At 57.5% G+C, this 13,457-nt stretch carries 10 protein-coding genes; 8 read left to right on the forward strand and 2 right to left on the reverse strand.

Going from position 1 to position 13,457, the window contains the following annotated elements; all coding sequences use genetic code 11:
- Positions 1 to 289: 289 nt before the first annotated feature.
- The gene (locus BMZ66_RS04040; RefSeq protein WP_177204586.1) at positions 290 to 2,689 is read left to right on the forward strand and encodes an outer membrane beta-barrel family protein; all 2,400 of its coding nucleotides are present in this window, start codon (positions 290 to 292) and stop codon (positions 2,687 to 2,689) included.
- A 205-nt stretch (positions 2,690 to 2,894) separates the two neighbouring features.
- Positions 2,895 to 4,148 carry a pyridoxal phosphate-dependent aminotransferase gene (locus tag BMZ66_RS04045; protein ID WP_092669172.1) on the forward strand — a complete coding sequence of 418 codons (1,254 nt, stop codon included), beginning with the start codon at positions 2,895 to 2,897 and terminating at the stop codon, positions 4,146 to 4,148.
- 96 nt (positions 4,149 to 4,244) lie between these two features.
- On the opposite strand, the gene porX is transcribed toward BMZ66_RS04045, so the two are convergent.
- A complete protein-coding gene (gene porX / locus BMZ66_RS04050) occupies positions 4,245 to 5,813 on the reverse strand; it encodes a T9SS response regulator signal transducer PorX (protein WP_092669173.1) in 1,569 nt (522 codons plus the stop codon).
- 359 nt (positions 5,814 to 6,172) lie between these two features.
- Here porX and BMZ66_RS04055 point away from each other — a divergent pair, with 359 nt between their 5' ends.
- The 6 genes from BMZ66_RS04055 (at position 6,173) to BMZ66_RS04080 (ending at position 12,449) form a co-directional block, all read left to right on the forward strand.
- Entirely contained in the window at positions 6,173 to 7,402 is a 1,230-nt protein-coding gene (locus tag BMZ66_RS04055) for an HD domain-containing protein (RefSeq protein ID WP_092669174.1), read from the forward strand.
- Between the two features lie 248 nt (positions 7,403 to 7,650).
- Positions 7,651 to 8,691, forward strand: a complete 1,041-nt coding sequence (gene lpxD / locus BMZ66_RS04060; RefSeq protein ID WP_092669175.1) for a UDP-3-O-(3-hydroxymyristoyl)glucosamine N-acyltransferase — start codon at positions 7,651 to 7,653, stop codon at positions 8,689 to 8,691.
- Between the two features lie 123 nt (positions 8,692 to 8,814).
- Positions 8,815 to 10,209 carry a bifunctional UDP-3-O-[3-hydroxymyristoyl] N-acetylglucosamine deacetylase/3-hydroxyacyl-ACP dehydratase gene (locus tag BMZ66_RS04065; protein ID WP_092669191.1) on the forward strand — a complete coding sequence of 465 codons (1,395 nt, stop codon included), beginning with the start codon at positions 8,815 to 8,817 and terminating at the stop codon, positions 10,207 to 10,209.
- A gap of 106 nt (positions 10,210 to 10,315) precedes the next feature.
- On the forward strand, positions 10,316 to 11,125 hold the full coding sequence (lpxA, locus tag BMZ66_RS04070) for an acyl-ACP--UDP-N-acetylglucosamine O-acyltransferase (RefSeq protein ID WP_092669193.1): 810 nt from the start codon (positions 10,316 to 10,318) through the stop codon (positions 11,123 to 11,125).
- Positions 11,126 to 11,249: 124 nt separating this feature from the next.
- The gene (locus BMZ66_RS04075) at positions 11,250 to 11,885 is read left to right on the forward strand and encodes an ABC transporter ATP-binding protein (RefSeq protein ID WP_092669194.1); all 636 of its coding nucleotides are present in this window, start codon (positions 11,250 to 11,252) and stop codon (positions 11,883 to 11,885) included.
- Between the two features lie 198 nt (positions 11,886 to 12,083).
- Complete coding sequence (locus BMZ66_RS04080; RefSeq protein ID WP_092669201.1) at positions 12,084 to 12,449, forward strand: hypothetical protein; 366 nt, start codon at positions 12,084 to 12,086, stop codon at positions 12,447 to 12,449.
- Between the two features lie 84 nt (positions 12,450 to 12,533).
- Here the strand turns inward: BMZ66_RS04080 and BMZ66_RS04085 are convergent, their stop codons facing one another.
- Positions 12,534 to 13,388: a DUF4197 domain-containing protein gene (locus BMZ66_RS04085; protein ID WP_092669203.1), complete on the reverse strand. Its 855-nt coding sequence runs from the start codon at positions 13,386 to 13,388 to the stop codon at positions 12,534 to 12,536.
- Positions 13,389 to 13,457: the final 69 nt, after the last annotated feature.

The raw sequence follows: 13,457 nt of genomic DNA on the forward strand, positions 1-13,457 counted from the left end.
GTGGCAAATTTACCTGCTAAGCGGCAAAAGCACCTTCCGTTTTGGATTATCGACGGCTATACTCCACCTTTACGTTCCGCTGCATGGGCTAACGTGTTCACTTAAAAGAGGGTACATTAGTCGCCAGCGCCCGCCTTTTTTAGTATTACCTTCAGCGAAGCAACCGGTATCTACCCGCTTTGCAATTGCACTTCCGACCTCTACCAGCTACCGCTACATGTTCAATTTTGACCCGGCTCGGTGCGGGCTCGTGCCCTCCCTCTGCATACGGTGGTTGCTACCTAGCCTTGTGCTACTAGCTCCGCAAAGCATTTGGGCTCAGCAGCATGCCAGCGTGACTGGTGCCGTAGCCAAAAGCACCGGCGGGCCCATCGAGCTAGCAACCGTTACCCTGCATTTGGCTACTGACTCATCGGTGGTGAAAACGGAATTCAGCGACGCACAAGGCACCTTCCGGCTCGATGCAGCGGGGAGCGGCACTTACCTCGTCTCGGTGGCACAGGTGGGTTTTAACCGTTACTGGAGTCCCAAGTTTGAGCTCCCGCCGACTGGATTGACCCTGCCCGGCATTCAGTTGGTGCCCAGCCAAGCCACCACGCTCAAAGACGTGGTCGTGACGGCGCGTAAGCCCCTGTTTGAGCACAAGGGCGACCGCATTGTGATAAACGTGGCCGACAGTCCGCTCTCTTCCGGAGCCACCGCTCTGGATGTGCTGGGTCGCGCCCCTGCCGTTACGATGGACGTTTCCGAGAACATTAGCCTGCGCGGGCGACAGGGCCTGTTGGTTGTTATTGATGGCAAGCGCACTCCACTAACAGGCAGGGAACTTGCCGACTTTCTGCGCGCCCTGCCCGCCGAGCAGCTTCAGAGCGTCGAGCTCATTACTAATCCACCGGCTCAATATGATGCGCAAGGTGGCGCCGGCATCATCGCCATCAACCTCAAAAAAGACCAGCGCCACGGCACCAACGGCAGCGTTAACATGGGCTACGGCCGTGGGGTGTATGGCAAATTCACGAGCGGGCTGGCTCTGAATCACCGCAGCAAAAAAACCAACGTCTACGGCAACTACGCTTATGCCGACCGCCGGGGGTTCGTGCTGCAAGACTTTGCCCGGCAATACTCGGCTACCTCCCAGTTGCCCTTGGCCAGCAGTGTAATTGCCAACGAGCAGCGCTCCCATTTGCGCTCCCACAGCGCCAAGGCAGGGCTCGATTTAACACTGACGGAGCGGACGCTGCTGGGAGTCTCAGGCACCGTGCTGCATAGCTTTACAGAAGCCAATACGGATAACAAAACGCTATTTTATAATGAAGTGCGCGAAGTTTCCGGTCGCTATTCCTCCCGAGTTGAACAAGACATCAACCGGCCCAACGGCACGCTGAATCTCAACTTTCGTCACTCCTTTGCTGACTCGGCCAACGCCAAGTTTATCACAGCAGATGCTGATTTTGGTCGATACGACATCACCCGTCAGCAGGAGCTACGGACAGTTTTTGAAGTTCCCGCCTTCCCTAATAGCACGCTCACTGGAGACCAACAAAGCTCGCTCGTTATTCAGGCTCTGAAGGCCGATTTTAGCCAGCCGCTGCCCCAACGGGCCCGCCTGGACATGGGCCTGAAAGTGACCAGAATAGTCTCCGACAACAACGTGGAGTTTACGCGCTTGGTCAACGGCACCAGCATGCGAGACGGTGCTATTTCCGGTCCTTTTTGGTACGAGGAAAACGTAAACGCTGCCTACATCAGCATGCGGGGCGTGCGCGCCAAAACAGCCCTGCAAGCGGGCTTGCGTGCCGAACAAACCAATACCCGGGCCGATGTTGAAGGCGCTGTGCCGTTCCGGCGAAATTATATGCAGCTTTTTCCAAGCGCTTCGCTGCAGCGCGCCCTAAACGAGCGGCATGCTTTAGGGGCAACAGTAGCGCGCCGCATCGACCGCCCCAGCTATGCCCAGGTCAACCCGCTACGCAGCTATTTCGACATCACCTCCTACCGCTCAGGCAACCCCAATCTGGTGGCCCAAACCAGCTACAATGTTGAGCTGACGCATACGTACCGGCAGAAGTTTATTACCTCCCTGGCCTACGCCCAAACCGACCAGCCCATTGTGAACGTGGTGCAGCCCTCCCCCGATGGCGGCCGCCTGGTAGTGAACCGCGACGTGAACCTAAGCACCCAGCACTATTATGCGCTCAGCCTCACCGCTCCGCTCGAACCCACCAAATGGTGGACGCTCTACAGCAATGCGGTGTTTTACTACTCGCGCTTCCAGGGCGAACTGGCAGAAACCAAGCTTGACCGTAGCCGGCCGGCCTTTTTATTCTCGGCCAATAACAACTTCAGCCTGCCCCGCGGGTGGTCCGCTGAGCTGAACGGGAATTTTCAGTCGCGCGAAATCTGGGGGTTTGAAGATGCCCGCGCACGTGGCCAAGTGGGGGCGAGCCTGCAGAAAAGCCTATGGAACAAGCAAGGTTCGTTTCGTCTCAATGTGACGGATATCTTTTACACCAACATCATTGGGTCGACATCGGATTATGCCAACTTTTCCGAAACCTCCCGTTTTGCGCAGGACAGCCGGGTAGTGACAGCCGCCCTGACTTACCGCTTCGGCAACAGCAAGGTAGCCGCCACGCGCAAGCGCACCGTGGGCGCCGATGATGAGCTCCGGCGCGCCGGCGGGCAATAGAGCCAGGCAGTACTTCTCGGGCAGGGTTTCCTTGGCTAAATGGCAATCCTAGGCGTGGTTTGTTCTCAATGACTGGCCATGCTGCACGCTTGCCCACTCTCCTAGTGAACCTCAAGGAGAGCTGCAGTGCGCCACCCGGTGCGGGCAATATGCTCGCGCTGAAATACCTTCGCGGGCCGGTGTGGCATTCTTTTTCTGTTTTCTCATGCAAGTTTCAAAGATGGCGGCCGGCCTTAGCGGCTCCGAAATTATTCGAATTGGCAACCAGGTCAGTGAGCAGGTGCGGCAGGGCGCCAACATCTGCAACCTGACCATTGGGGACTTCGACCCCAAGATTTTCCCCATTCCAACTGAGCTGAACTCGGGCATCACGAAAGCCTATCAGCAAGGCCTCACCAACTACCCTCCTGCGGCGGGCATGGGCGAATTGCGGGATGCCGTTTCCAAGTTTCTGAAAATACGTCAGGGCCTCGACTATGGCCCGAACGACATTCTGGTGGCCGGCGGCTCTCGCCCACTCATCTACGCTACGTACCGCGCCCTGGTCGACCCCGGCGACCGGGTAGTATTCCCCCTGCCAAGCTGGAACAACAACCACTACTGCCACCTCACCGGTGCCACGCAGGTAGCGGTGCCTACTCAGCCGGAAAACAACTTCATGCCCACTGCTGCCGACCTGGCGCCGCACCTGCCGGGTGCCACCTTGCTGGCCTTATGCTCTCCGCTGAACCCCACTGGCACGGTCTTTACCAAGGCTGGCCTGGAAGAAATCTGTGACTTGGTGCTGGCCGAAAACAAGCGCCGGAGCGCTGACGAAAAACCGCTCTACGTTCTTTACGACCAGATTTACTGGCTGCTCACCTTCGGCGAAACCCAACACTTCGACCCCGTGAGTCTGCGCCCGGAGCTGCGGCCTTACGTCATCTACATTGATGGCATTTCCAAGTGCTTTGCCGCCACCGGCGTGCGGGTGGGCTACAGCTTCGGCCCTACGGCCATCATCGACAAAATGAAATCCATCCTGGGCCACGTGGGCGCTTGGGCGCCCAAAGCTGAGCAGGTGGCCACCGCTCATTTCCTGCCCGAAGTAGCAGCCGTCGACGGATTTATCGCCGACATGAAAACCAAGCTGCAGGCTTCGCTGCAGGCCTTATTCGATGGCCTCAAAGAACTGCAGACACAGGGCTACCCCGTGGATGCGGTAGCCCCGGCCGGCGCCATCTACCTCACCATTAAGATTGACGTGCTTGGCCGCACTGCGCCCGATGGCACCATGCTAGCCACCACTGCCGAACTGACCTCATACTTAATAGCTGAGGCTAATTTGGCGCTGGTACCTTTCAGCGCATTCGGCTCGCCCGCATCAGAGCCATGGTTCCGCGCGTCCGTGGGTGCAGAAACGGTGGAGTCAATTCAGGCAGCGCTACCGCGGCTAAAGGCAGCGCTGGATAAGCTGTAGCGCAAGGTTTCGCGAAGTAAAAAAGGAAGTCTCGCAAAGTCTGACGGTATGCCAGACTTTGCGAGACTTCCTTTTTTACTTCGCGAAACCTTGCGCTTAACCTTTGGCCGTCAGCGTCACATAAGGAATGATGCATTCCTCCAGCGAAATGCCGCCGTGCTGGAACGTGTCCTTGTAGTAGTTCACGTAGTAGTTGTAGTTGTTGGGATACGCAAAGAAGTAGTCCCCAATTGTGAAAACATAGGCTGTGCTCACGTTCTCACGCGGCAGGAAAATGCTTTCCGGCTTGCGCACAACGTACACGTCGCGCGAGTCGTCGAAGCCCAGGTTTTTGCCGTGCTTGTATCGCAGGTTGGTGTTGGTGTTGCGGTCGCCCACAATCTTGTAGGGGCGCTTGCAGCGGATGGTGCCGTGGTCGGTGGTGATGATGAGCTTGCCCTTTTTCTCGGCAATGGTTTGCAGCATCTCATACAGCGGCGAGTGCAGGAACCAAGAGCGAGTGATGCTGCGGTAGGCCGACTCATCGGCGGCGAGCTCGCGAATCATGGCCATGTCGGTGCGGGCATGCGAGAGCATGTCCACGAAGTTGTACACGATGACATTGCACTTGTAGTTGTTGTGCAGGTTGCTCATCTTGCCCAGCAAGTCCTTGCCGGCCTGCAGGTTGGTCACCTTGTGGTAGCTGTGCTTCACCTTCTGGTTGTTCTTCTGGAAATTGATTTCCATGAACTCGGCCTCGTGCAGGTTTTTGCCTTCGTCGTCGTCGTCGGTCACCCACAGGTTCGGGTACTTTTTCTGAATTTCCGAAGGCATCATGCCCGAGAAGATGGCATTCCGTGCGTAGGCCGTGGTGGTGGGCAGAATGGCGTAGTACATCTCCTCGCTGTCCACGGTGAACATTTCGGTGATAATGGGCTCCAATACCTTCCACTGGTCGTAGCGCAGGTTGTCAATCAGTACGAAGTACACGGGCGTGTCGCCGGTAGCCTTCAGCGTGGGGAACACCCGGTCTTTAAACAGCTGGTGCGACATGAGGGGCGCGTCCTTGTCGTCGCCGTTCACCCAGTCCTCGTAGCTCTCCGTGATGAAGCGGCCGAAGTAGGTATTGGCCTCGTCCTTCTGCATGTTGAACACCTCAGCCATGCTTTTGCCTTCGGTTTCGTTGATTTCGAGCTCCCAATACACCAGCTTCTTGTACACATCGGCCCACTCGGCGGGCGACAGGCGGTCGGAAAGCTGCATGCCCAGCTGGCGGAAATCGCGCTGGTAGCCGCTGTTGGTAGCTTCGCTCACGAGGCGCTTGTTATCAAGCACCTTCTTCACCGACAGCAGAATCTGGCTCGGGTTTACCGGCTTAATGAGGTAATCGGCGATTTTAGCGCCGATGGCCGATTCCATGATGTGCTCTTCCTCGCTCTTAGTAATCATCACCACCGGCACCGTGGGGCGGATGGCCTTGATTTCGGTCAGGGTTTGCAGGCCGGTCAGGCCGGGCATGTTCTCGTCGAGAAACACCAGGTCGTAGCTCTTTTCCTGAATTTCCTCGATGGCATCGGCGCCGCTGTTCACGGGCGTTACGTCGTAGCCTTTTTCCTTTAGAAATAACAAATGGGGCTTGAGCAAGTCGATTTCATCGTCGGCCCAAAGAATTGTAGTTTGTTGCATAGTAAAGCGCCAAGAAAATGGTGGCGAATCAGAAATACGGCCGCACGAGGCGTCCGTGGGTGAATTTTGCCAGGCGTTTCGGCTCCGGCGTAGGGACTGAACGGCAGAACAGGCACCCTAGTGCCCTGGTCGCCGGCCAAACCTTAAAGCTTTACCGTAAACGAGGCAGTTTGGTTATTGAATTGCGGTTAGCTGAACGGTGAAGACCGCAGCACACCAAAGGTCTCATATCCGTTCCGTTCGGTTGCGCGAAACAGCAGCCAGCCCCGTGCCAATGGCATAAACTCCACCTTGGCGTCGTTCTTTTGTACCACGAAGTCCTGGTTCTTCGCCCCGTTAGCCTATAGCTAACGCTCTATATGAATAAAAAGAAAATTTTTAACGACCCGGTGTACGGCTTCGTCACCATTCCCACGGAGCTGCTGTTTGACCTCATCGAGCATCGTTATTTCCAGCGGCTGCGGCGCATTCAGCAGCTTGGCCTCACCGGCTTTGTGTACCCCGGGGCGCTGCACACGCGCTTTCATCACGCGCTAGGCGCCATGCACCTCATGTCGTTGGCCCTACGCACCCTCAAAGACAAGGGCGTGAAGATTTCGGCGGCCGAGGGCGAAGCTGCCCTGGCGGCTATCCTGCTGCACGACGTGGGCCACGGCCCCCTCTCCCACGCCCTGGAAACCGCCATCTTCCAGGATGTGCCGCACGAGCAGCTCTCGCTGTTCCTGATGCAGCGCCTCAACGTAGAGTTTGAGGGCCGCCTGACGCTGGCCATTGAGATGTTTCGCGGCACCTACAAGCGCCCTTTTTTCCATCAGCTGGTCAGCAGCCAGCTCGACATGGACCGGCTCGACTACCTCAACCGCGACTCCTTTTACACCGGCGTGGAAGAAGGCCGGCCCGGCGCCGACCGCCTCATCAAAATGCTGCGCGTGCACGAGGAGCGGTTGGTACTGGAAGAAAAAGCTGTGTACTCGGTCGAGAATTTCCTGGTCAGCCGCCGGCTGATGTACTGGCAGGTTTACCTTCACAAAACCGTGACCAGTGCCGAGCAGATGGTGATTCGGGTGGTGCAGCGGGCCCGCGACTTGGCTCGCCAAGGCGTGGATGTGCCCGCCAACAGCTGCCTGGGCTATTTCCTGGGCCGCGCCGTAAGCCTAGATGATTTTGAGCGCGACGACAAAATCCTTAGCCACTTTGTGGAGCTCGACGACCACGACTTCTGGTCGGCCATAAAGAACTGGGCCGGCCACCCCGACAAGGTGCTCAGCTACCTCGCCAAAAGCATCCTGCACCGCAACCTGCTAAAAATTGTGCTCGCACCCGAGCCCTTCGACGAGGAATTTCGCCTGGGCATCCAAGAGTTGATTGAGGAAAAATTCAGCTTGCCCCCCGCCGAAGCAGCCCTGCTGATGATATCCGGCCGCCTCAGTAACAGCGCCTACAACGCTGAGAGCCAGGAGCCCATTGAGATTCTAACCAAAAAAGGTGATGTGGTGAACGTGATGGAAGCCTCGGACTTGCCCAATATCCGGGCCCTGAGCCAGCGGGTTGAGAAGTTTTACATCTGCTACCCCAAGGAGATTGTATAGTAGCGCCATGTTTTAAAATGGCAGCACGTCAAACTCCCCTCCTTACGAAGGAGGGGATGTTCGAGCCGCAGGTTTTGCTGGGGTGGTTGAATCGTTGAACGATGAGCGAACGACTCGCGCTTGAATCGTTCGCTCATCGTTCAACGATCCAACCACCCCAGCCAAACCTGCGGTTTGGCATCTCCTTCTTGGTAAGGAGGGGAGTTTGACGTGCTGCCTTCAATCGCCAGGCACTAATTTTGCCCGCTATGGAATTTACTGTTCAGCAAATCGCCGAAGTTCTCGGCGGCACCGTGGAAGGCGACGCTACCCAGCGCATTTCCAGCTTAGCCAAAATCGAAGAAGCGCAGGCCGGTTCCCTCACCTTCCTGTCTAACAATAAATACGAGTCCTTTCTGTACGAAACCGGCGCTTCCGCCGTCATCGTAGCCAAGACGCAGGAACTGCGCTCGGCTATCAAGCCCACCCTCATTCGGGTTGAAAATCCCTACTCCGCGTTCAGCCAGTTGCTGGAGTTTTATGCTCAGGCCACGCGCACCGGCAAGCGCGGCGTCGAACAGCCTTCCTTTATCGGCGAAAGCTCCGAAATTGGCGCTGGACACTACCGGGGCGCCTTTTCCTATATCGGCGAAAACTGCAAGCTGGGCGAAAACGTCCTCGTTTTTCCGCACGCCTACATCGGCGACCGGGTAACGATTGGCAACGGCAGCATCATTCACGCTGGGGCCAAAATATATCCCGACACCGTAATTGGGCAGTATTGCGTTGTGAAGGCTGGCGCGGTGGTGGGCTCCGATGGCTTCGGCTTCGCGCCCCAGCCCGATGGCTCCTACAAGGCCATTCCGCAGATTGGCAACGTGGTGCTGGAAGACTACGTGAGCATTGGGGCTAACGCCACCGTCGACTGCGCCACGCTGGGCTCTACGCGCGTGGGCCGCGGCAGCAAAATCGACAACCTTGTGCAGCTGGCCCACAACGTGGAAATTGGTCAGCACACCGTCATTGCCTCGCAAACGGGCATCGCCGGCTCGGCCAAGATTGGCGACCACTGCGTGCTGGCGGGGCAGGTCGGAATGGCCGGCCACGTCACGCTGGCCAACAAAACCACCGTCACGGCCCAGTCGGGTGTAGGCAAGAACGTGAAGCAGGAAGGCCTGATTCTACAGGGCTCCACGGCCTTCGATTTCAAGCAAAACCAACGCGCCCAAATCGTTTTTCGCCGCCTGCCCGAACTGGAGCAGCGCGTAGAGCGCCTGGAGAAGGCTAAAAGCACGACGGAAAAGCCCTAGCTTTGCAGCTAGGTTTGAGCCGTTAGCTATTAGCCGTTAGCTGTTAGCCCCGTTCAATTATCCTGACCTCAACTGCTCGAAGAAAAGGCTAACAGCTAACAGCCAATAGCTAAAAGCTAACTAATGAACGACAAGCAACACACCATCAAGGCGCCCGTCACGGTGCGCGGCATCGGACTGCACACGGGCGTAGAAGCCACCATGACGTTTTGCCCCGCGCCGGTGGGCCATGGCTATAAGTTTCAGCGCGTTGATATGCCCGGCCAGCCCATTGTCGATGCCGACGTGGACAACGTGGTCGACCTCAGCCGGGGCACCACCATCGAGCAAAACGGCGCCCGCATTAATACCGTGGAGCACACCCTGGCGGCGTTGGTGGGCATGCAGCTTGACAACGTGCTCATTCAGCTCTCCGGCCCCGAGCCGCCCATTATGGACGGTTCCTCGGCTGAGTTCATCAAGGCCCTCGAAACGGTGGGGCTGCAGGAGCAGAATGCGCTACGCAACTACTATGAGATTCCCGAAAGCATTCGATACGTCGACAATGCCCGCGGCGTGGAGATTGCGGCCCTGCCCCTCTCCGACTACCGCCTCACGGTGATGGTGGACTACAACTCGCCGGTGCTTGGCTCGCAGCACGCCACCCTCACGGACATTGGCCTGTTTGGCGAAGAAATAGCCTCTTCGCGCACGTTCTGCTTCTTGCACGAACTGGAAATGCTCTACAAGAACAACCTCATCCGCGGCGGCGACCTCAGCAACGCCATTGTGGTGGTCGACCGCGTGGTGACGGACGAGGAGCTCAACGACTTGGCTAAGATGCTGGGCAAGCCCCGCGTTTCGGTCAAGAAAGAAGGCATTCTTAACAACGTGGACCTGCGCCACAAAAACGAGCCGGCCCGCCACAAGCTGCTCGACCTTGTGGGCGACCTCGCCCTGGTAGGCCGCCCGCTCAAGGGCCAGATTCTGGCGGCCCGCCCCGGGCACGCAGCCAACGTGGCCTTCGCCAAGCGCATCAAGAAAAAGATGCTCGAAGCCCGCAGCAACCCCGTGCCGGTGTACGACATGAACCGCGAGCCGGTGATGGACATCAACCGCATTATGCAGGTGCTGCCCCATCGCTACCCCTTTTTGCTGATTGACAAAATCATTCACCTCGACGACCAAATGGTGACGTCGGTGAAGAACGTGACCATGAACGAGCCCTTTTTCCAGGGCCACTTTCCCGGCAACCCCGTCATGCCGGGCGTGCTGCAAGTAGAGGCCATGGCCCAGACCGGCGGCATCCTGGTCATGAATACCGTACCCGACCCCGAGAACTACTGGCAATATTTCCTGGGCATCGAAAACTGCCGCTTCCGCAAAAAAGTATTGCCCGGCGACACAATCCTATTCCATTGCCAGTTGTTAGCACCAATTAAGCGGGGCATTGCTAAAATGCGGGGCCAGGCTTTTGTGAATGGCAAAGTGGTAATGGACGCTGAAATGAGCGCCGCAATTGTCCGCAAAGACGCTTAATTCATTTAACAATTAACAGTTATCATTTAACAACCGCTGCCCTGACTTGATTTTACGCAGTCGCAGCCGCCTGTTAAATGTTAAATGATACATGACACCCGAGTACATGATTTCTCCCCTCGCTCACATCCATCCTGATGCTCGCCTCGCGCCGGGCGTAACCGTTGAACCGTTTACGACCATTGCGGCGGACGTTGAAATTGGAGAGGGCACTTGGATTGGGCCAAACGTGACCATCATGAACGGCGCCCGTATTGGGCGGCACTGCCAGGTGTTTCCGGGCGCGGTGGTGAGTGCAGTGCCTCAGGACTTAAAATTTGCTGGCGAACACACCACCGCCGAAATCGGTGACTACACGGTGTTGCGCGAATGCGTGACCGTGAACCGGGGCACCATAGACCGGGGCCGCACCGTGGTGGGCAGCCACTGCCTGCTTCAGGCGTATGTGCACGTGGCGCACGACTGCATCATTGGCAACTACTGCGTGATTTCGAACTCGGTGCAGATTGCCGGCCACGTAACTGTGGGCGACTGGGCCATTTTGGGAGGCACGTCGGCTATCCATCAGTTTGTGAGCATTGGGGCACACGCCTTTTTGGGCGGGGGGTCGCTGGTGCGCAAAGACGTGCCGCCTTTCGTGAAAGCGGCGCGGGAGCCGCTGAGCTACGCGGGCGTGAACTCCGTAGGTCTTCGCCGCCGCGGCTTTAGCGAAGAGCAAGTGACCAACCTGCACAACATGTACCGCTTGCTTTTCCTGGGCGGCATGAACACCCACGATGCCCTGGCGCGCATCGAGGCTGAAATTGTGCCTTCGATAGAGCGCGACCAAGCAGTGGAGTTTGTGCGGGCGGCCACCCGCGGCATCATCAAAGGTCCCAAGCGCGAGCGCAGCTCCGAAGAATCCGACGGAGATTAATCTTGGGCTAGCCCTTCTTTAACGGTCACTATTTGCACCTGTTTTTTAACGACTGAGTCGCTGGCATTGGGTTCGTTTGGGCCCTGGGCACACTAGCCGCACCTACTAACCAACGTCGAGCATTTTGCACATTGACGCCACCGGCTTGGGCAAGCGCTTCCAGCGCGACTGGATTTTCCGGGGGCTCACGCGGGCCTTTGTGCCCGGGAGTGCTACGGCGGTGCTGGGCCCTAACGGCGCTGGCAAAAGCACGCTCCTCAATACCATTTCAGGCCAGCTATTGCCCACGGAAGGTAACCTGCTCTACACCTTGGCGGGCCGCTCGGTAGCGGTCGAAGACGTGCCGCAGCACCTGGCCTACGCGGCCCCATACTTGGAGCTGCTAGAGGAGCTAACGCTGGTAGAGCTGCTGCACTTCCACACCCGCTTTAAAGCGCTGCGCCCCGGAATGTCTCTCGACGGGCTGATTGACCTGATGTACCTTGAGAAGGCTCGCCACCGACTGGTACGCGAGTTTTCATCAGGCATGAAGCAGCGCCTAAAGCTGGCGCTGGCCTTGTATGCCCAGGCGCCCCTGCTGCTGCTGGATGAGCCCACCACCAACCTCGACGCGACCGGTGTGGCATGGTACCAAGAGCACGTGCAGGCCACGCGCCAAGGCCGCACCCTGCTGCTAAGCTCGAACGTGCCGGCTGAATACGCGTTTTGTGATGAGCAATTATTGGTGACCGATTTTCAGAGAATTCCTGCCAAAGATTAGGGCTGTAGCGCCGCCACAACTTCTTAATTTATTGGTGGAAATAAGGCGTACGTTCTGACTCAAACAAGGCCAACGCTAAGCTTGAGCTTACTTTTTCAGCATAAAATTCAGCTAAATAGTCAGCCGAAAAATTGCCCGGCCCGTATCTTCGCGGCCACTCCAATACAATTATTCACCTCAACTTAATCCGCCCTGGCCATGATTGATGACGACGACCTGGACGACGACCTGCTCGACGACGACGACAACCTGGATACATATGCCGCCAAAGGGGGCGCCGCCGCTCTTGGCAGCTCCGAAGACCGCCTTTCGGCCAAATACGCCGACTACCTGATGTGGACCGACACCGGCTCTTCGCACGACGAAGCTCTAGACCTGGCCAACATGACGGAGGAAGAGTTTGTGGAAGCCGAGCGCGCCGAAAACGCCGACCGCGGCGCCTTCACCAGCCTCGACGATGATGAAGACGAGTTTGCCGACGACGATGACGACGATGCCGACGAAGGCTATGCCAGCGGCCGCGGTAGCCGCCGTGGCAGCAGCTTCGACAGCGACGATTACTAATCCAATATTTTAAATAGTTGACCACAAAAAAGCCCTTGCTGGTAATCCAGCAAGGGCTTTTTTGTACACGAAAATCTGCGTGGTCTACTTGCGGCCGAACACCTGCTTGAGAATGTCGGTAGTGCGAGCTGCGGGGTTTTTGCGAATTTTGCTCTCCTCGTTGGCCAGTAGAATGAACAAGCCGTCCACGGCTTTCTGCGTGGTGTAGGCGGTTAGGTCGGTCTGCACGGGCGTCATGAGCGGAATGCGGTTGTACTGGTTGGTCATCTTCGCGTAGGCAGCACCGGCACCCACCTGGTCGATGGCAGCGCTGATGTCGGGGCGGAAGGTGGCTATCAGCTGTGCCTCGGTGGCCCGGCGCAGAAACTGCGTGGCGGCATCAGTCGAGCTGCTGGTAACGAGGCTCAGGGCATCGGTGATGCTGATGTTGGCCAAGGCGTTCAGGAAAATATCCTTGGCCTTGGGTGCAGCGGCTTCGGCCGCCCGGTTGAGCTGGGTTTCGAAGGTGGCAATGAGGGTATTCATGCCCGGAAACTTGCTCAGGGTGGTTTTCATCAAAATGGCATCTTCCGGGAAGGGAATGTGAATGTCATCGTTGGTATTAAAACCATCGGGCTCGGAGGCAAACTGCACGGCCTTGATGATGCCTTTGTTAAGAGCCTCCTTAACCCCAGCGCTGGCCTGGGCCTCGGTGAGCGGTGCGGGAGGCGGAACGGCAGCGGCTTCTTTTTCAGCGGCAGCTTTGTCGGCGGCCGCTTTAGCAGCCGCTGTTTTAGTGGCAGCCGCTTTGGTAGCAGCGGCTTTTTGGGCGGCAGCTTTCTGATTTGCAGCTTTTTGAGCGGCGGCTTTTTTGGCGGCGGTAGTTTGAGCGTGAGCGGCGGGCGCCGTCGAGGCCAGGAGGCCGGCTACCAGCAGGGCGCTGGCAATGCGAGTAAACATGAAATAAACAGCTGCGACGGGAAAACCGGATAGCCCCTATGGCTGTCCTTGGACCGTCGCTTATGCAAA

Source organism: Hymenobacter arizonensis (assembly GCF_900115775.1).
Lineage (GTDB): Bacteria > Bacteroidota > Bacteroidia > Cytophagales > Hymenobacteraceae > Hymenobacter > Hymenobacter arizonensis.